18 protein-coding genes are annotated in these 19,604 nt (G+C 46.8%); 12 read left to right on the top strand and 6 right to left on the bottom strand.

Going from position 1 to position 19,604, the window contains the following annotated elements; genetic code table 11:
* Positions 1–6 precede the first annotated feature (6 nt).
* Positions 7–2,361, bottom strand: coding sequence for a penicillin-binding protein 1B (gene mrcB / locus MDMS009_RS07175; protein ID WP_008291168.1), 2,355 nt, complete (start codon positions 2,359–2,361; stop codon positions 7–9).
* Between the two features lie 406 nt (positions 2,362–2,767).
* On the opposite strand from mrcB, the gene MDMS009_RS07170 reads away from it, so the two are divergent.
* The 12 genes from MDMS009_RS07170 to rluB all read left to right on the top strand — a co-directional run bounded on the left by MDMS009_RS07170 (position 2,768) and on the right by rluB (position 15,279).
* The gene (locus MDMS009_RS07170) at positions 2,768–3,322 is read left to right on the top strand and encodes a thioredoxin family protein (protein WP_008290996.1); all 555 of its coding nucleotides are present in this window, start codon (positions 2,768–2,770) and stop codon (positions 3,320–3,322) included.
* Between the two features lie 26 nt (positions 3,323–3,348).
* Positions 3,349–5,337 carry a transketolase gene (gene tkt / locus MDMS009_RS07165; protein ID WP_043888037.1) on the top strand — a complete coding sequence of 663 codons (1,989 nt, stop codon included), beginning with the start codon at positions 3,349–3,351 and terminating at the stop codon, positions 5,335–5,337.
* A 152-nt stretch (positions 5,338–5,489) separates the two neighbouring features.
* Positions 5,490–6,488 (top strand): type I glyceraldehyde-3-phosphate dehydrogenase, encoded by a 999-nt coding sequence (gap, locus tag MDMS009_RS07160; RefSeq protein WP_008291076.1) that lies wholly within the window; start codon positions 5,490–5,492, stop codon positions 6,486–6,488.
* Positions 6,489–6,624: 136 nt separating this feature from the next.
* Positions 6,625–7,812 (top strand): phosphoglycerate kinase, encoded by a 1,188-nt coding sequence (locus tag MDMS009_RS07155; RefSeq protein WP_036311518.1) that lies wholly within the window; start codon positions 6,625–6,627, stop codon positions 7,810–7,812.
* A 14-nt stretch (positions 7,813–7,826) separates the two neighbouring features.
* Positions 7,827–9,281, top strand: a complete 1,455-nt coding sequence (gene pyk, locus MDMS009_RS07150; RefSeq protein WP_008290981.1) for a pyruvate kinase — start codon at positions 7,827–7,829, stop codon at positions 9,279–9,281.
* Between the two features lie 39 nt (positions 9,282–9,320).
* Complete coding sequence (fba, locus tag MDMS009_RS07145) at positions 9,321–10,382, top strand: class II fructose-bisphosphate aldolase (RefSeq protein WP_008290870.1); 1,062 nt, start codon at positions 9,321–9,323, stop codon at positions 10,380–10,382.
* Positions 10,383–10,511: 129 nt separating this feature from the next.
* Complete coding sequence (gene crcB, locus MDMS009_RS07140) at positions 10,512–10,886, top strand: fluoride efflux transporter CrcB (protein ID WP_008290931.1); 375 nt, start codon at positions 10,512–10,514, stop codon at positions 10,884–10,886.
* Positions 10,883–11,182 carry a DUF190 domain-containing protein gene (locus MDMS009_RS07135; RefSeq protein ID WP_036311522.1) on the top strand — a complete coding sequence of 100 codons (300 nt, stop codon included), beginning with the start codon at positions 10,883–10,885 and terminating at the stop codon, positions 11,180–11,182. Before crcB ends, MDMS009_RS07135 begins: the two co-directional genes overlap by 4 nt.
* Before the next feature lie 4 nt (positions 11,183–11,186).
* Complete coding sequence (gene serS / locus MDMS009_RS07130) at positions 11,187–12,461, top strand: serine--tRNA ligase (protein WP_008291170.1); 1,275 nt, start codon at positions 11,187–11,189, stop codon at positions 12,459–12,461.
* Entirely contained in the window at positions 12,454–13,131 is a 678-nt protein-coding gene (locus MDMS009_RS07125; RefSeq protein ID WP_008291158.1) for a site-2 protease family protein, read from the top strand. The genes serS and MDMS009_RS07125 overlap by 8 nt, the downstream gene beginning before the upstream one ends.
* Before the next feature lie 30 nt (positions 13,132–13,161).
* A complete protein-coding gene (locus MDMS009_RS07120; RefSeq protein ID WP_154646991.1) occupies positions 13,162–14,379 on the top strand; it encodes a tryptophan--tRNA ligase in 1,218 nt (405 codons plus the stop codon).
* Between the two features lie 18 nt (positions 14,380–14,397).
* Positions 14,398–15,279: a 23S rRNA pseudouridine(2605) synthase RluB gene (gene rluB, locus MDMS009_RS07115; protein WP_008290998.1), complete on the top strand. Its 882-nt coding sequence runs from the start codon at positions 14,398–14,400 to the stop codon at positions 15,277–15,279.
* Between the two features lie 5 nt (positions 15,280–15,284).
* Here the strand turns inward: rluB and MDMS009_RS07110 are convergent, their stop codons facing one another.
* The 5 genes from MDMS009_RS07110 to hpnD form a co-directional block, all read right to left on the bottom strand.
* The gene (locus tag MDMS009_RS07110; RefSeq protein WP_008290914.1) at positions 15,285–16,217 is read right to left on the bottom strand and encodes a GGDEF domain-containing protein; all 933 of its coding nucleotides are present in this window, start codon (positions 16,215–16,217) and stop codon (positions 15,285–15,287) included.
* 123 nt (positions 16,218–16,340) lie between these two features.
* Entirely contained in the window at positions 16,341–17,054 is a 714-nt protein-coding gene (locus MDMS009_RS07105; protein WP_008291160.1) for an SDR family NAD(P)-dependent oxidoreductase, read from the bottom strand.
* A gap of 5 nt (positions 17,055–17,059) precedes the next feature.
* Positions 17,060–17,371 (bottom strand): hypothetical protein, encoded by a 312-nt coding sequence (locus MDMS009_RS07100; RefSeq protein ID WP_237700490.1) that lies wholly within the window; start codon positions 17,369–17,371, stop codon positions 17,060–17,062.
* A gap of 96 nt (positions 17,372–17,467) precedes the next feature.
* Positions 17,468–18,757, bottom strand: coding sequence for a hydroxysqualene dehydroxylase HpnE (hpnE, locus tag MDMS009_RS07095; RefSeq protein WP_008291072.1), 1,290 nt, complete (start codon positions 18,755–18,757; stop codon positions 17,468–17,470).
* Positions 18,754–19,604: presqualene diphosphate synthase HpnD (gene hpnD, locus MDMS009_RS07090; RefSeq protein ID WP_008290869.1), on the bottom strand; the 851-nt coding region annotated here is incomplete at its 5' end. The genes hpnD and hpnE, both read right to left, overlap by 4 nt.

The raw sequence follows: 19,604 nt of genomic DNA, 5'->3' as shown, positions 1-19,604 counted from the left end.
CGTTCCTTATTCGAACCAGTCTTTGATCCAATCGATTGAACGAGAGATAGGATCTTTGTCTTCTCCGGGTTTGGCAAAACAATCAGCTGTAAGTTCAGGTTCGCTACCCTTCACGAATGGCAATTGACGAGCATTTTCGCAATACTCGGCAGATAATTTGCCATTATCATCATCGACCCATACCCATTCAATATTATCTGGTGTCGTGGCGTGAAATGATTGAAGAGACTGGGTTGACATAAACTGCTTCCAGACTTTGAGTGCACCACCTGAGCCAGTAAACGGTAACGGCGAATTGTCATCCTCTCCCAACCAGACTACGGCAAGACGGTTGCCACTGAACCCAGCAAACCAGCTATCACGCTGTTCATCGGAGGTACCCGTTTTACCCGCGACTTTAATCGAGGCTGGCAAGCTCTGATATATGCTGCGGGCTGTCCCTTGACGGGTGACATCCTGCATTGCCGTTTGTAACAGAAAAATATCATCACTTTCTACTGTCTGTTTAAGCTGGAACGGGTAGCTGGATAAGGCATTACCTTCACTATCAGTGACAGTACGAATTGATCTTGGTGGCATTTGGAAACCATTGGCAGCGATGGTTTGATACATAGTGGCGACTTCCAGTGGTGACAGTCCTTGTGCGCCTAATAATAATGAGGGATATGCATCAAAGCGGCGTTTTATCCCAAGTCTCACCAGAGTATCGATAACCTTATCCAGACCGACTTCCATCCCCAATCGTGCTGTTGAAATATTATATGACTTGGCCAGTGCTTCGAGCAGTGTTACCTCTGAATGAGATTGTTTATCAAAGTTTTGTGGTTTCCATGTCTGACCATTAGGTAAATCTAAGACATAAGGCGAATCATCTAATGGGGTGCTTAAGGTATACCCATTTTCTAATGCCGTCAGATACACCGCGGGCTTCACTAACGAGCCAATCGGGCGCAATGAGTCCAAAGCACGGTTGAAGCCCTTATAGCGGGTATTTCGATCACCTATAACCGCTAAGACTTCACCTGTTTGCGGATCTGTTACAACCATGCTGCCTTGCAGTTTTTCAACGCGTTTTCCGTAGGTTTTTTCTAAACTACCGATGGTGGATTTGAGCGCTGTTTCTGCCTGATTCTGGGTAATGGGATCCAAGCTGGTAAAGATGCGTAGCCCTTCAGAATTAAGATCATCATCACGGTAATGTCGACGCAACTGGCGTTTAACCAGATCCAGATAAGCCGGGTAGGCTTCTTTTAATAAGGTTCCTTTTTCGACAACGTCTAAGGGGGCTGTGGATGCTTGCTGATATTGCTCTTGGGTGATTTCACCCTGTTCAAACAACACTTTTAAGACTAGGTTTCGCCGTTTTGTTGCTCTTTGTGGATGACGACGAGGATCATAGTAAGAAGGCCCTTTTACCATGCCAGCCATTAAGGCGACTTGATGCAGTTTGAGCTCATGAATTGGTTGGGCAAAGAAGTAATTGGCACCCAAGCCAAAACCATGAATCGCTCGTGCCCCATCTTGGCCTAAGTACACTTCATTCAAATAGGCTTCGAGGATGTCATCTTTGCTGTAGTGAAGCTCCAGCAGAACCGCCATCGGTATTTCTAATAACTTTCGAATCAAGCTCCTATCGGAGGTCAGGTAAAAGTTCTTTATCAGCTGCTGCGTCAGTGTGCTGCCACCTTGAACAAAACCGCCAGCTTTGATGTTAGCCACCATCGCGCGGGCAATACCTTTGGGCGAAATACCGTAATGCTGATAGAAATCGCGGTCTTCAATAGCGATCAGCGCATCAATTAATGTTTGCGGTGCATCATCCAACTGAATCAGATCACGATCTTCGTTATTCAGGGGATAAATACCACCGATCAAAACCGGTTCGAGGCGAACTAGAGCCAAATCATTGCCATTAGCTTCACTCAGTGAGGTGACGGCATGATGATTAAAATCTATTACCAGTTTGCGAGCGGGTTCTTGTCCATCAGTAAAGGCAAAACCACGGGTAGCAATAATGGCTCGGGAAGCCGAAAAAGCTGCTTGTCCGGGCCGTGAGGCTTTGCTCACAAATTGATAACCTAAGCCGCGTAACTCAATTTTTAAATCTTGAATCGACAGTGGCGCACCGGCATAAAGCTCGAGGGGGCGAGCGAACACTTTGGCAGGTACTGCCCAGCGTTTACCTTCAAATTGACTGCGGATCTGCACATCTAAAAAGAGAGTTAGTAAACCGAGTAGCACTACTAATGTGAATAGCAGTTTGAATAGCGTCGCTTTACTGATAAAGCCGGAATTAGATTTTTTGTTAGTTCGACGCGCTGTTTTGCGTTTTGTTGGTTTGGTGGTTTTTTTACGAGCCATAAAGAACCAGTATCAGAACAGGAATGAAATTAGCGGACAAATCGTTGTCCAGATTAAACCATTAGGCAGCCGATTTCCGTTAAATAGATGGCATCAAACTACGTCATTGCCACTCATGCTACCAGAGCCTCAATTGCTAAGGCAGATATTATCCGCTAGCGCATACTTTTTTGCTTGCCTCGGACTATAAGACCAGCCTGCGTATCGAAGCGTATTTCTGTGATGTCTGAGTTTACTGTGAGCAGCGGTTTTTTCCCGTGATACAAAAGCCTACCTATCTTTACCATTGCAGCTTGCTTGATTTCGCATTATTCAAATTGTCTGGTAATATGCAGAACTCCAAATTGGTTTCATAGGTAATTTTTCCACCTGAAACCGCGAGAAACAGCAACTGACGTGAGAGTTTATGGCTTTAGAGACACCAGTGTGTGACTTTGGCTTACCGGCCATTGATTTTTCTCTGCCGGGAACAGACGGTAAGATTTGGACATTGGATGATTGCCGCGGTGAAAATGGCCTATTGGTCATGTTTATTTGCAATCACTGCCCCTATGTCCAAGCAGTTATCGATCGGCTGGTTCGTGATACCAATGAACTCAAAAAAATGGGTATAAACTCAGTCGCCATTATGGCGAATGATGCGAATGATTACCCCGAAGACTCTTTCGACAATATGAAGCGTGTTGCTCAGCAACAAGGGTTTTCATTTCCTTATTTATATGATGAAACACAGCAGGTCGCCCAGCAGTATGAGGCAGTCTGCACCCCTGATTTTTTCGGGTACAACAAAGACCTGCAGTTACAATACCGCGGTCGTCTGGATGCCAGCAGAAAAGAAGCAGCGGCAACCGATGTAAGACGGGATCTGTTTGAAGCAATGAAACAGGTCGCTGAAACAGGCCACGGCCCGGAAAATCAAACCCCTAGTATGGGTTGCTCGATCAAGTGGCGAGCAGCTTAACTTTTTTTAATAGGAGAATGTAGAGAATGGCTACACGTAGACATTTAGCTAATGCAATCCGTGCTCTGAGCATGGATGCAGTACAGAAGGCGAATTCTGGTCACCCGGGTGCGCCTATGGGTATGGCGGATATCGCCGAGGTGTTGTGGAACGATCATATGAAACACAACCCTAACAACCCAAATTGGGCTGACCGCGATCGTTTTGTGCTGTCTAACGGCCACGGTTCTATGTTGATTTATTCATTGTTGCATTTGTCAGGTTATGACTTGCCAATGGATTCACTGAAGACCTTCCGTCAACTGCACTCTCAGTGCGCGGGTCACCCTGAATACGGTTATGCACCAGGTGTAGAAACAACAACAGGTCCTCTGGGTCAAGGTATCACCAACGGTGTTGGTTTTGCTATGGCTGAAAAACTGATGGCGGATCAGTTCAACAAACCAGGTCATGACATCGTTAACCACAACACTTACGTCTTCATGGGCGATGGTTGTTTGATGGAAGGTGTTTCACATGAAGCATGTGCACTGGCTGGTACTTGGGGTCTGGGTAACCTGATCGCATTCTGGGATGACAACAACATCTCTATCGACGGTCACATCGATGGTTGGTACACAGACGATACTGTTAAACGTTTTGAAGCTTATGGCTGGCACGTTGTTTCAGTCGATGGTCATGATTCAGATGCTATCAACAAAGCGATTGAAGAAGCGAAATCTGTTAAAGACAAGCCTTCACTGATCTGCTGTAAAACCATTATCGGTTTTGGTTCACCAAACAAATCTGCAAGCCACGACTGCCACGGTGCAGCGCTGGGTGAAGAAGAAGTTGCACTGACTCGTAAAGAGTTAGGTTGGGAATCTGAGCCATTTGTTATCCCTGAAGATGTTTATGCTGGTTGGGATGCAAAAGCTAACGGTGATGCAGCTGAAGCAGAATGGAACAAAAAATTCGAAGCGTACAAAGCTGAATTCCCAGAGTTGGCTGCAGAATTTACACGTCGTATGGCGGGTGATTTGCCAGCAAACTGGAAACAAGCCACTGATGCAATGATTGCTAAAATCAACGAAGATGCGCCAAGCGTTGCATCTCGTAAAGCATCTCAAATGGTTATTACTGAACTAGCGCCTGTTCTGCCTGAGTTCTTGGGTGGTTCTGCTGACTTGACCGGTTCTAACCTGACAAGCTGCCCAAGCTTCAAACACGTGTCTGGTAAAGAGCCAGGCAACTACATCTCATACGGTGTGCGTGAGTTTGGTATGTTTGCCATCATGAACGGTATGGCTCTGCACGGTGGTCTGCTGCCATTTGGTGGTACTTTCCACATGTTCTCTGACTATGCGAAGTCTGCATTGCGTATGGCTGCATTGATGAAACAACGCACTATCGCAGTCTTGACTCATGACTCTATCGGTCAGGGTGAAGATGGTCCGACTCACCAACCTATCGAAAACACAGCAGGTCTGCGTTACATCCCTAACATGGATGTATGGCGTCCTTCTGATGCGACCGAAGTAGCGGTAGCTTGGACAGCGGCTGTTGAACGTATGGATGGTCCATCAAGCTTGGTATTTAGCCGTCAAGGTATCCCAGGTATTAAACACGATGTGGCTGATTTCGATGCGATTCGCAAAGGTGCTTACGTTCTGTCTGAAGCAGAAGGTGGCGCTGCTGATGTCATCATCATCGCAACGGGTTCAGAAGTTGACCTGGCTGTGAAAGCACAAGAAGCATTGAAAGCAGACGGTGTGAAAGCACGCGTCGTTTCTATGCCTTCTACTAACGTGTTTGATCGTCAAGACCAAGCTTACAAAGATAGCGTTCTGACACCAGGTGTTAAACGTGTTTCTGTAGAAGCTGGTGTGACTGACTTCTGGGCTAAATATGTTGGTCTGGAAGGCGGTAGTGTTGGTATCAACACCTTCGGTGAATCTGCGCCGGGCGGTGATTTGTTCAAACACTTCGGTTTCACTGTTGAGAACGTTGTTAAAACTGTTAAAGACGTTCTGTAATCACCTCGATTATTGTTACGTTTAAAGCATAAAATGACCAGTGGGCTTTGCGGCCCACTGGTTTTTTTTAATCTGGCATTTTATTGTTTAAAAAGTGTAATCTTGAAAGATTGTAGTTTTTAGACAGATAAACGAATTTAAGAGGATTGAGCATGACAATTCGAGTAGGTATTAATGGCTTTGGCCGTATTGGACGTATGGCTTTTCGCGCGGCGATAAAAGACTTCACGGATATTGAAGTGGTTGCGATCAATGATCTGCTAGACCCTGAATACCTTGCATACATGCTCAAATATGACTCTGTTCATGGTCGTTTTCATGGTGAGGTCGAGGTCAGAGACGGTAACTTGGTTGTGAATGGCAGAACCATCCGTATTACTGCTGAACGTAACCCGGCTGATCTCAAATGGGATGAAGTGGGTGCGGATCTGATCATTGAATGCACCGGTTTCTTCTTGACTGAGGAAAGTTGTCAGGCACATATCGAAGCGGGCGCAAAGAAAGTGGTGCAGTCTGCGCCATCGAAAGATCACACACCGATGTTTGTTTATGGTGTGAATCATAAAGATTATGACGGACAAGCTATTGTTTCGGCAGCGTCATGCACCACCAATGCTTTAGCCCCTGTTGCCAAAGTGTTACATGATAGCTTCGGAATTAAACGTGGCTTGATGACAACAGTGCATGCGGCGACCGCAACTCAGAAAACGGTTGACGGACCATCGATGAAAGATTGGCGTGGTGGCCGCGGTATTCTGGAAAATATTATTCCTTCATCAACCGGTGCAGCCAAAGCCGTCGGTAAAGTGTTGCCAGACTTGAATGGCAAACTGACAGGTATGGCATTTCGAGTGCCCACGTCTGATGTGTCTGTGGTCGACCTAACAGTTGAGTTAGAAAAAGATGCGACCTATGATGCCATTTGCCAAGCCATGCAAACAGCAGCGGCTGGCGAGTTAAAAGATGTCCTGGGCTATACTGAGGAAAGTGTTGTTTCGACTGATTTCCGTGGTCACACAGCGCCTTCAAACTTTGATGCTGGTGCTGGTATCGCTCTGGATAAAACTTTTGTCAAAGTCGTGGCTTGGTACGATAACGAATATGGCTATACCTGCAATATGATGCGCTTAGTGCAGCATGTGGGTCAGTAATCATTACGTAAAAAAGACAAAATAAAATTAAGGCTTCCTGGTCACAGGAGGCCTTTTTTATGCCCCCCAAAAAAACAGGTGAGCGTTATACTGGAATAGCTGCTTACCGATTTAAATTGTTGACGAGGAAATTTTCATGTCCGTGATCAAGATGGCTGATTTAGACTTGGCTGGTAAACGTGTCTTAATTCGACAAGACCTTAATGTTCCCTTGAAAAAAGGCGTTGTGGCCGATGGAACACGCATTCATGCTTCTTTACCGACGATTCAGGCAGCATTAGATGCCGGTGCCAGGGTCATGATTATGTCGCACCTTGGTCGACCAACAGAAGGTGAATATGTTCATCAATATTCCATGGCGCCGGTAGCCAACTTTCTGTCAGCCTTATTAAATCAGCCAGTGAGACTGGAACAGAATTGGTTAGAGCCTGAGTTTATTCCGGTAGAGCCAGGTGAGGTTGTTCTATGTGAAAACGTCCGCTTCAACCTAGGTGAAAAAGCCAATGATGAAGCCTTGTCGAGACGTATGGCCAAGATGTGCGATGTGTTTGTGATGGACGCTTTCGGTACCGCGCATCGCGCACAAGCCTCGACTCATGGGGTGGCAAAATATGCTCCGATAGCGTGTGCCGGTCCACTATTAGCGGGAGAACTGGAAGCGCTTGGTAAGGCTTTAGATAACCCGGCCCGTCCCTTGGTAGCGATTGTGGGTGGCTCGAAGGTTTCAACGAAGTTGACCGTGCTGGAAACGTTATCGAAGAAAGTGGATCAGTTGATTGTCGGTGGCGGCATTGCGAATACTTTTATTGCTGCTGATGGCGGTAATGTCGGTAACTCCTTGTATGAGGCCGACTTAATTGGTACCTGTAAGAAGCTACAAGCAGATGCGCAATCACGCGGTGGTGATATTCCTGTTCCGACCGATGTGGTGTGCGGTAAACAGTTTGCTGAAAATGCTGAGGCGGAAACAAAAGCCGTTGCCGATGTGCAGGACGATGATATGATATTTGATATCGGTCCAAAAACTGCTGAAAAGTTAGCTGAAATTTTGAAAAATGCAGGCACCATTGTCTGGAACGGGCCGGTCGGTGTATTTGAATTTAACCAATTTGGTGAAGGCACCAAAGAAATTGCCATGGCGATTGCTGAGTCCGATGCCTTTTCTATAGCGGGCGGTGGTGACACGCTGGCGGCGGTTGCCAAATACAAAATCTGCGACGATGTTTCCTATATTTCCACTGGTGGCGGTGCTTTCCTAGAATTCTTGGAAGGTAAGAAGCTGCCTGCGGTTGAGATTTTGGAGCAACGCGCAGCCTCAAGTTAAACAAGGAGTTCATAGTGACGGCCATTAGACGAACAAAAATTCTTGCGACTCTGGGGCCAGCCACTCAAAGTCCCGCTGTGTTGGATGCCATGTTTGAGGCAGGCATGAATGTGGTGAGACTGAACTTCTCCCATGGTGATCCCAGTGCTCATATCGGCCTTGCCAACCTAGTACGTGAGCGAGCCAAAGTCTGTAACAAACCGGTTGGCATCCTAGCGGATTTGCAGGGCCCCAAAATCCGCATCGCACGGTTCAAAGATGACAAAGTTAACTTAACCGAGAGTGATTATTTCACCCTCGATGCTAATCTTGATACTAACGCCGGTGATCAACAACAAGTCGGTATTGATTACAAAGCGCTACCTGAGGATGTCGCTGCGGGTGATACTTTGCTTCTGGATGATGGTCGTATTGTCTTGATGGTAGACAAGGTTGAAGGCTCACGGATAACGACTCAAGTAGTGTTTGGCGGTGAGTTGTCCAATAACAAAGGAATCAACCGTCAAGGTGGCGGTCTCTCTGCTGCGGCATTAACGGATAAAGATAAACAAGACATTATTACCGCGGCAAAAATGGAAGCCGATTATCTTGCGGTGTCGTTTCCTCGTTCAGCGGATGATATTCACGAAGCCAGAAGACTTTTGCAGGAAGCCGGTGGACATGCTGCGATAGTGGCTAAAATTGAACGCGCCGAAGCGGTAGATGCAATTGAGGAAATCATCACCGCTGCCGATGCCATTATGGTGGCGCGTGGGGATCTGGGTGTAGAAATGGGTGATGCGGCGTTACCACCGATCCAGAAACGTATTATCAGTATGGCGCGGCGAATGAACCGTATCACGATTACTGCTACGCAGATGATGGAATCGATGATTCACAATCCCATTCCTACCCGTGCCGAAGTATTTGATGTAGCAAATGCCGTATTAGATGGGACGGACGCAGTCATGCTCTCAGGTGAGACGGCTGTGGGTAAAAACCCGATCAAAACAATTGCTGCCGTGCATCGAATTTGTTTACAAGCCGAGCAGGAACGTGAGATCCGTGTCTCGCGTCACCGTATCGATTCGCATTTTGAGTTGATGGATGAAGCCATTGCCATGGGGGCGATGTATCTGGCAAATCATCTGAATGTTAAGGCCATTGCTGCATTAACAGAGTCGGGAGCAACGACCTTGTGGATGTCTCGTATCAGTTCTGGTATCCCCATTTTTGCGATGACACCACATACCCATACTGCCAGGCGAGTGACGTTGTACCGTGGGGTTTATCCTATCCTTTTTCCACGCCCGCATGATGATCATGCGACCTTGAATCGAGCTATGATCGATGAGTTAGAACGCCGCGGTGTGGTGAGTAAGGGTGATATAGTAATCATTACCAAAGGTGACTTAGAGGTCGCAGGCAGTACCAATGCACTCAAATTGGTTCAGGTGGGGTCGATGATAGAACCTCAGCAAATAAACTAAGCTGCGAATAGTCGCCGTTTTATAACTAGGGGAGGAGTTATGGCTCTCGTTTCATTGCGTCAATTGTTGGATTATGCGGCTGAACATGAATTTGGTATTCCGGCGTTCAATGTCAGTAACATGGAACAAGTGCACGCGATCATGCAAGCTGCAGCGGCTGTCGATAGTCCGGTTATTATGCAAGGCAGTGTGGGTGCACGTGCTTATGCTGGTGAGCCATTTCTCAGACACCTTATTCAGGCGGCTGTCGAGCAGTATCCTAATATTCCTGTGGTAATGCATCAGGATCATGGTGCGGCACCGCATATCTGTGCACGGTCCATCCAATCAGGTTTTAGTTCAGTGATGATGGACGGCTCCCTGCTGGAAGATATGAAAACGCCTTCTGAGTTTGACTATAACGTTAAGGTGACGCGCACGGTTGTTGATATGGCGCATGCCTGTGGCGTGTCGGTAGAGGGAGAGTTGGGCTGTTTAGGCTCATTAGAAACCGGCATGATGGGCGAAGAAGATGGCCATGGTGCAGAAGAGTCATTAGATCACAGTCAATTGCTGACCGATCCTGATGAAGCCGTAGAGTTTGTAAAACTGACTGAAGTTGATGCCTTAGCAGTAGCGATTGGAACCAGTCACGGTGCTTACAAGTTCAGTCAGCCACCAACAGGTGATGTCTTAGCGATTAGTCACTTAAAAACATTACAGCAGAAGTTACCCGGTACCCATTTTGTCATGCATGGTTCCAGTTCTGTACCACAGGACTGGTTAAAAATTATTAATACCCATGGCGGTGATATTGGTCAGACCTACGGCGTGCCCGTTGAAGAAATTGTGGAAGGGATCAAGTATGGTGTGCGCAAGGTGAATATTGATACCGATCTGCGTATGGCATCAACGGGTGCCGTTCGGCAATTTATGATGGATGAGGCCAACAAAACCATTTTCGATCCACGTAAGTTCCTCAAAGCGTCAACAGCGGCAATGCAAGCAATTTGTCAGGCGCGATATGAGGCATTTGGCAGTGCGGGCCATGCTAGTAAAATAAAGCCTATTTCATTAGGTAAAATGGTCGAGCGCTATGCCAAAGGTGAATTAAAGCCGTAGCTGGTATCAGCAAGCAAACAGACGTTTTAATCAGACAGAACTTGTCTGCTTTTTTGTCATAAACCAATCAGTTGCGAGCAAAATGCCTGAATGCGGTAAACTATCGCTTTTAGCTATGGGGTTTGGTGCGTGAATCAACTATTAGCAATCGCGATTGGCGGTGCAGTCGGTGCAACGCTTAGGTTTATTGTTTCTACTAACGTTCATCGCCTGCTAGGCAGAGACTTTCCCTATGGCACATTAACTGTTAACGTGCTTGGTTCGCTTCTGATGGGCTTTTTATTCATCATGTTGGTTGAGCGACAAATCAGCTCCATTGAATTGAGATCAGGCCTGCTATTTGGGGTCTTAGGTGCGTTTACAACTTTTTCATCATTTTCGTTCGAAACATTAGCGTTACTTGAGAGTGGCGACTGGGCGAAAGCGCTGATTAATGTGTTCATGAGTATCACCTGTTGTTTGTTAGCAACCTGGGTTGGTTTAGGAATAGGAAGGCAGTTATGAGTCAGGCTGTGACAATGGCACGGATCTATCTGATTGAAGGTAGAGATGATATCAATAAAATTATCACACGAATGGTCGAACTAGACGCCCGTGGATTCACGGTATTTAAAGGTGTCGCCGGACTCGGCACTGATCATCGACTGCATAAAGCTTCGTTGTTAGCGCTTTCATCTGAGTTGCCAATCATCATTGAATTTTTTGATAAACCTGAACGCGTAAAAGAAGTGATTGAAAAGTTAGGAAATTTGGTTAAGCCAGAGCTTGTTATTAGCTGGCCCGCACAATCTGGAATTTGAAGTAATGTTAGACCCAAAGTTATTAAGAAATGAAGCTGAAACCGTAGCGAAAGAACTTGCGCGACGTGGTTTTCAACTCGATATTCAGCAATTGGCGCAGTTAGAGCAAGAGCGAAAAAAAGCCCAGTTGAATGCACAAGAACTGCAAACAGAGCGTAATAGCCGTTCAAAAAATATCGGTAAAGCTAAAGCAGCCGGTGAAGATATTGCGCCGCTGTTAAAAGAAATTGAAGATCTGGGCGACCGCCATAAAGCCGCTGAAGTGCAGCTCAATGCTGTGCTCGAGAAAATCAACGATATCGCGATGGGGATTCCTAATCTGCCACAAGCTGATGTGCCGGCGGGTAAAGATGAGACTGATAACCGAGAAGTAACCCGTTGGGGCGAACCTCGCCAATTTGATTTTGAACCCAAAGATCATGTTGATTTGGGCGCAAGTCTTAACGGCATGGACTTTGAGACGGCGGCAAAAATAAGTGCGGCGCGTTTTGTCACCTTATCGGGGCCATTAGCGAAGCTGCAACGAGCGTTGACCCAGTTTATGCTGGATACACACAGCGAACAGCATGGTTATACAGAAACCTATGTACCTTATTTAGTTAATGCTGACTCTTTACGCGGTACAGGCCAGTTACCGAAGTTTGAAGAAGACTTATTTAAAGTCGATGACGGTCAGTTTTATCTGATCCCGACAGCAGAAGTGCCGGTGACGAATATTGTTCGCGATACCATCAGCGAAAACACCGAATTACCATTGAGATTTGTAGCGCATACGCCATGTTTTCGGAGTGAGGCGGGTTCGCACGGTCGTGATGTCAGAGGATTAATTCGTCAACATCAGTTTGAAAAGGTTGAGCTAGTACAAATCGTTCGTCCACAAGATTCTGCCGCGGCACATGAAGAATTGACCGCGCATGCCGAAAAGATCCTGCAATTGTTAGAGCTGCCATATCGCAAAGTCAATTTGTGTACTGGCGATCTGGGCTTTTCTTCTACCAAGACCTACGATCTGGAAGTGTGGTTACCGAGTCAGAATACCTATCGTGAGATTTCCTCATGCAGTAATTTTGGTGACTTTCAGGCAAGACGTCTGCAAGCGCGCTGGCGTAATCCGGAAACGGGTAAGCCAGAGCTTGTGCATACCTTGAATGGGTCTGGACTGGCGGTGGGACGTACTTTACTCGCGGTGCTAGAAAATCATCAGCAAGCGGATGGATCGGTTGTGATACCAGAAGCCTTGCAACCCTATATGGGTGGTCAGGAAAAAATCAGTGCTTGAATTCAGTCTGGTCCAGAAAGTTATTATCTGGGCAATACCGGTGTTATTTGCGATTACTTTGCATGAAGTGGCACATGGTTGGGTGGCGTTACGCTTAGGCGACCGAACGGCTCAAATGATGGGGCGTTTAACGCTGAACCCAATCAAGCACGTTGATCCGATTGGAACCTTATTGGTGCCCGGCATTTTATTGCTCATGGGCGGTTTTATCTTTGGTTGGGCAAAGCCGGTACCGGTGAGTTACCAAAACCTGCGTAAGCCAAAAACAGACATGGCCTGGGTGGCGTTAGCCGGACCGATGGCTAACCTAGTGATGGCAACGATTTGGGCGTTGGTCGCAAAAATCGGTCTTTCTCTGGTTCAGTCCGGTGTCGGACTGGGAGAGGCGATGATGTTTATGGGCGTTGCTGGAGTACTAATAAATGCGATGCTGATGATGTTAAATTTATTACCGCTCCCCCCGCTTGATGGTGGTCGTATATTAGTAAGTATGTTGCCGGGCCCTGTGGGCTGGCAAGTGAGCCGTTTAGAACCGTATGGATTTTTTATTTTGCTGGGTTTGCTGTATTTCGGCATCCTCGGCATGATTTTATGGCCTTTGATCAGTGGCCTGCTGAGTGTGCTGGCTACGATATTTAGTTTGCCACCACAAATTTTCAGCATTTTATAGCGCTGGTTAAGGCAATATCAGGAGAACACTTTGGATACAGTCGCTTTACAGTCCCGTCGAATTGTTTCAGGCATGCGTCCCACCGGACAATTGCATCTGGGCCACTATCACGGTGTACTGAAAAACTGGATCAAATTACAGCATGAATTTGACTGCTTCTTTTTTGTGGCAGATTGGCATGCATTGACCACACATTATGAAGATAGTGGTGTGATTGAAGACAGTGTATGGGAGATGGTGATTGATTGGCTGGCGGCAGGTATTGAACCCTCGGCGGCATCACTGTTTCTGCAATCAAAAGTACCTGAGCATGCTGAGCTTCACTTGTTGCTATCGATGATGACGCCTTTGTCTTGGCTGGAACGTGTTCCTACCTACAAGGATCAACAGGAAAAACTGAAAGAAAAAGATTTATCGACATACGGCTTTTTGGGTTATCCCTTGCTGCAAAGTGCCGATATCCTGATTTACCGTGCCGGTCAGGTGCCGGTTGGCGAAGATCAGGTCGCGCACGTTGAATTAACGCGTGAAGTGGCAAGACGCTTTAACCATTTATACGGGCGTGAAAAAGACTTCGAAGAAAAAGCTGAAGCTGCGACTAAAAAGATGGGTAAGAAAAATGCCAAGTTATATAATAATTTGCGTAAAGCCTATCAGGAACAAGGCGACAGCGAAGCGCTGGCCACAGCACGAGAGCTGCTGAAAAACCAGCAGAACCTTGCGCTCGGTGATATGGAGCGTTTGTTTGGCTACTTGGAAGGCGCCGGTAAAGTCATTTTGCCAGAACCGAAAGCGTTATTAACTCCCGCTTCTAAGATGCCGGGCTTAGATGGTCAAAAGATGTCGAAATCCTATGGCAATACGATTTCTATTCGTGAGCCGGAAGACTCACTGGCAGAAAAAATTAAACGCATGCCAACCGATACCAATCGCGTTCGTCGAAGTGATCCGGGTGATCCAGACCGTTGTCCTGTTTGGCAGTTGCATGAAGTCTATGCCACTGAAGATCAAAAACAATGGGTGCAAGAGGGTTGCCGCAGTGCTGGTATTGGCTGTTTGGACTGTAAAGGGCCACTTATTGATGCGGTTACTGCAGAACTGAAACCCATTCGTGAGCGCGCCAATGATTTCAGTCAGCATCCAGAAGATGTTCGTCGTATCATTGATGATGGTACTGCTGCCGCACGTGAAGTAGCACAAGAAACGCTAGTAGAAGTCAGAACCGCTATGGGTCTGAATTATAAATAAAGGTCACTCAAATTAGTTATGGCTGAACGAATTCAAAAAGTACTGGCACGAGCTGGTTATGGCTCCAGACGTCAGGTTGAAACCTGGATCAAAGAAGGCAAAGTTAGCTGTAATGGCGAAACGGCAACGCTGGGCGATCAAATCAGTGAAGGTGACAGACTAAAACTAGACAACAAGCTGTTGTCTCCGAAGCGTCTGTGGCAGCAACCACAACAAGTTATTTTGTATAACAAACCCGTGGGTGAAGTGTGTACACGTAGCGACCCCGAAGGGCGTCGTACTATTTTTCAAGCGTTACCAACACCAGAGCAAGGTCGCTGGGTCAGTGTCGGACGGCTTGATTTAAACACCAGCGGTTTGATTATATTGACGACCGATGGTGAACTGGCGAACCGCCTGATGCACCCATCCAATGAAATGGATCGGGAGTATGCTGTTCGCGTGTTGGGTGAGGTAACCCCTGAAATCATGCAAAATTTACGCGATGGCGTAATGTTGGAAGATGGTGAAGCCCATTTTGCTGATATTCAAGAATCAGGTGGTGAAGGCGCTAATCACTGGTATCACGTGGTGATTCAGGAAGGCCGTAACCGCGAAGTGAGACGCTTGTGGGAAAGTCAGGGCGTACAGGTTAGTCGTTTGATGCGTGTGCGTTATGGGCCGATTATTATTCCAAACAATCTGCGCATGGGCCATTGGACCAAGGTCGAAGGTGCCGATCTAGAACATTTGTATGAACAAGCGGGAATGAAGCCGCAACAAACGGAAAAAACCGGCAAACGTCAGCAGAAACCGGTCAGAAATCAGGCAACTGCTAAAAAAGAGTCACCTTACCGTGGCAAAAAACAAACTCAGGATAAAGCGACTGGGAAACGTTCACCGCGAATTCGCGGGCGTTAAATATTCTAAACCTGAGCAGGTGATGGCGCACAGACAGTCAGGTTACGGCCTGTCTGTTTGGCCTGATATAAGGCCATATCAGCGCGTTCAAATAGATGATAACCCTGCTCTCTCTGATGCAGTTGTGCGATGCCCAGACTGGCAGTGAAACTGAAGTTCTGCTTGCCATCGTTACAAAGTATTTGAGATACCGCGATGCGAATTCGTTCAGCAACAAGGCGTGCTGCTTTAATATCCGTATTACCTAACAAGATGGTAAATTCTTCGCCGCCAAAGCGATAACAAGCATCACTGAGGCGTAATGCCTGAACCACCGTATCTGCCACTACTTTCAAAGCACGATCACCACTGTTGTGGCCATAGCTATCATTGATGTTTTTGAAGTTATCAATATCCATCACAAGCAATGACAATGGTGTTTGATGACGTCGTGCGATATCAATTTCTCGAGTAAGATTTGTTTCATATGCACTTCGATTGCCTAGGCCCGTCAGATTGTCTTTCAATGCTGAAGACAGCGCCTGACGATACAGCAGGCAGTTACGGATGGGGTAGACCAGCAGGCAAAGCAAGTCTTCAAGCAGTTTAATATCACTGTCGCTGAATTTGTGCCTACGGGTTAGTGTCAGATCCCCTAAATAGGTACCATTCATTTCCAGTTTGTAATGACAGCGGTGATGATGCGCGGTGTCACTGTCAACCTGATAAACACCTTGATGTAGAAAATGAAAGCTATCAAAAGCCAGGATTGGCTGTGTTTGTTCCTGAAATAATCCGAGCAACTCTTCCAGCATCAATGTCGTTTGGAGAATACTGGGCAAGCGTGCAAATACATTAGCGGTAGCTTTGCTATTGGCTTTGCCATAATTTATTTCTGTGTGGCGGCCTCCCTCGACCAGGGTTAGTTTCGCCGTACCACTATGTAACTGATGTTCCATTTGTGCACATCCTTAACAAGTATGACAATTAACCTGCTAAAAATGTGCCAATTACATTAAGCTAAATAAAAACAATAGAATAGATGTGACTGTCATGGATTTGACAGTGTCTGAGATCAAGCTTTAGGTGGTTTGTCTGTGATCGGATTCACATAACAAAGCTAGGTATTGCGGTGCGATATCATCGGCTTCCGGTAATGCGCTTGGATCCGTAGCAGGAAAGGCGCGAGCAAATAATTCTGTTTTGACAGTGCCCGGGTTAACACAGTGGACGGCTACACGACCTTGCGCTTCAAGTTCATCTCGAAGTTGAGCCGCAAAAGCCTCAATGGCAGCCTTACTAATGCCATAAGCGCCCCAATAGGCGGTATGGCTGTGAGTATCAGTTGTGAAAATGAGTTGGCTGCTTTGCTGTTGCTTTAAAAGAGGCAAACAGGCTTTGCTTAACAAAACGGCAGCAGTGAGGTTGATATGCAACGTCTCCAGCCATGTCTTGGTGTCCTGATGTTCAACAGGAGCAAGTTGCCCTAAAGTAGCGGCACAGTGAACGACAGCATCTAGACGACCAAAGTTATCGGTAATGGTCGTGGCTAACTGTTGATAGTCAGGCTCACTGGCACCTTTGAGGTCGAGTGGATATATAGCAGGAGTAGGGTTACCGGCTTGTTCGATTTGATCATAGACCGTCTCCAGCAGTTTTATCTGTTTGTCTAACAGAATAACTGTTGCACCGTTTGCGGCACAGGATCTGGCTACTGAGGCACCGATGCCGCGAGCGGCACCGGTGATAAGAATGATTCGATCGTTGAGTAGACCGCCCTCAGCGGGGTGTTGCATCAAGCTTATTTAGCCGGAATATTCTGGCTGAATTTGGCAACGCCATTATGGAATTGCACAGATGTAATACCATCTTCGCCATGCCATTCATGGTGAGTAATGGTCAACGCATCAATAGTACGCGTTTGAGTAACATCAGGTTCACCCCATTTAGCAACAGCTTCTTCTTCTGTCATGCCATCAATAGAGCTTGTTTCTTCAGCAACAGCAGGCTCTTCAGCTGCAGGTGCCATTTCTTCAGAAGCCATTGGTGCAGCTTCTTCAGCAGTGTCTTGAGTGCTGTTATCGTCGCCACAGGCAACTAGAAACAGACCCATGAAAAAAGCGATAAACATCAAACGAATATGGTTCAACATGACATTCCCTTATTGTTATAAAAGCAAAGATTTAGAGTATAGCAAGCGATTACAAGCTTAGCGACTGATATGCTGGTGATCTATTAACTGCCTCGCAGTTTCAACGCCATTAATGATGGCACCTTCCAAAGTTGCTGGATAACCATTTGCGATATAGTCGCCTGCCAGCCACAAGCCGGTAATCTCAGTGCGATTGTTGGGCCTTTGACGTTCAATGTCAACGTTACAGGCAAAAGTTGCCCGTTTTTCCCGTATTACCAAGCTCTCTTTGGGCATGGCAGGTAACTGAGGCAGAAATTGCTTGAGTTCTTGCGCGACCCGTTCGACTAGCGCTGGTTTTTCAAGGCGCTCATGCTCACCGGGCCCACTGATGACCACAGCGACGAGTCCTGGTTTTAGATCTTGACGATCAAACAACCACTGACTGCTGATGCCCGACATGCCGATGATGGTTTCAGGCAGAGTGATTGCTGAAGGATACTGCAGATAGATGGTTGCAATGGGATAGCTACCGGGCTCTGCAAAGTCGAGATATGGGCTCAGTAAAGCTTTGCTATTAGTTGGGCTGGTTGCAATCACCAGCTTATCGGCTTTGATGAACGTGTTATCGTCCATGAAAACGCCCTGAATCGCATTGTTTTCTATTTTTAGCCGCTTAACACGTGCTTGTAGACTAATTTTGCCGCCATGACGCTGAATATAGGCCGCTGCATGACGAGGAAAACAATCACCGAGGGCTGAAGTAGGTATCAACAAATCAGTGTTTTGGCGTGTTTTAAATGTGTCTACCAATACACTTGAAAAGATTTTAGCCGATGCGCAGTCAATAGGCGTGTTAAGCATGGCTAAACACAGAGGTTCCCATAGTTGCTCAATTAACCGTAGCGATTGCTTGTGCTGTGTCAGCCATACTTTGACTGTGAGATCAGAAGACGTTGCTTTCATGCGCTGACTGGCAACTAATAAGCGTGAAACCTGTAAGAAAACGGCAAAGCCATTGTCTTTCCATAGACGCCAGGCGACACTCGCTGGCCATGGCAAGGTTTCACCTGCATTGATTTGAAGTGTGGGGTAATGCGGATGGTGAATCGCTATGTTAAGCGGCTGACGTTGGAATAAATCAGATTCTTTGGCGCCGACAGTATTTAAAATAGCGAGAGTGTGTTGATAGGCGCCGATTAACAAATGTTGGCCATTATCGATCGTCAAATCTTGCCATGCGACATTACGGGCGCGACCACCTAGTTGCTTAGCAGCTTCAAGCAAGTGAACGGTTTCGCCTTGTTGTGTGAGCCGAACGGCTGTCGCTAAGCCACTCCAGCCGCCACCTACGACTAGCGTCGTCATGGAGCGTGTTTTTTCTCTTTTCGTGCTGTGCGCCAGGCTAGCCAGAGTTTTCTGAGTGGTGTTAAGGATATCCGATGCTGCATGACCTGGAACCCTTCTTTTTCTAATTCATCCAGTGTCGCTTCATAGATGGCAGACATAATCAGGCCGGTACGTTGATTGAAACGATCTTCAGCCGGCAAGGCGGCTTTGGCTTCCTGGTAAAAGTGACGTGCACGCTCAGTTTCAAACTGTAATAAAGCCGTTAATGCTGGTGTTTGTTTTAAGGCAAGAATGTCATCTACGTCGACATGAAAGCGATCAAGATCTTCTTGAGGCAAGTAGACACGACCTCGCTCCGCATCTTCGCGCACATCACGAATGATGTTAGTCATCTGAAAGGCCAATCCTAGCTTTTCAGCGTATTTCAGTGTCTTTCGGTTCTGGTAACCAAAAATTTCGGCGGCGAGTAAGCCCACGACACTGGCGACGCGATGGCAGTATAAAGCCAGGTGTTTGAAGGCCGGATAACGGTGTTGCTGCAGATCCATTTCCATGCCATCAATGATTTCCAAAAAGTACTCTTGATGAAGCTCAAAATGTTCCAGTGCTGTTTTTAACGACTTACCAACAGGGTGTGTCGGTGAGCCATTAAAGGTTTGTTCGATTTCTGTTCGCCACCAAGCTAGGGTTTTAGCGGCAACATCGGGATCCGCTATTTCGTCAACGGCATCATCAACTTCACGACAAAAGGCATACAATGCGGTAATGGCCTGGCGCTTTTGGGGCGGCAAAAACATAAAGCTGTAATAAAAGCTTGAGCCACTTTTTGCCGCTTTGTCTTTGCAGTACTCATCAGGCGTCATTT

This window comes from Methylophaga thiooxydans DMS010 (assembly GCF_000156355.1).
GTDB classification, from domain to species: domain Bacteria; phylum Pseudomonadota; class Gammaproteobacteria; order Nitrosococcales; family Methylophagaceae; genus Methylophaga; species Methylophaga thiooxydans.
This window is presented reverse-complemented; position numbering and strand designations above follow the sequence as displayed.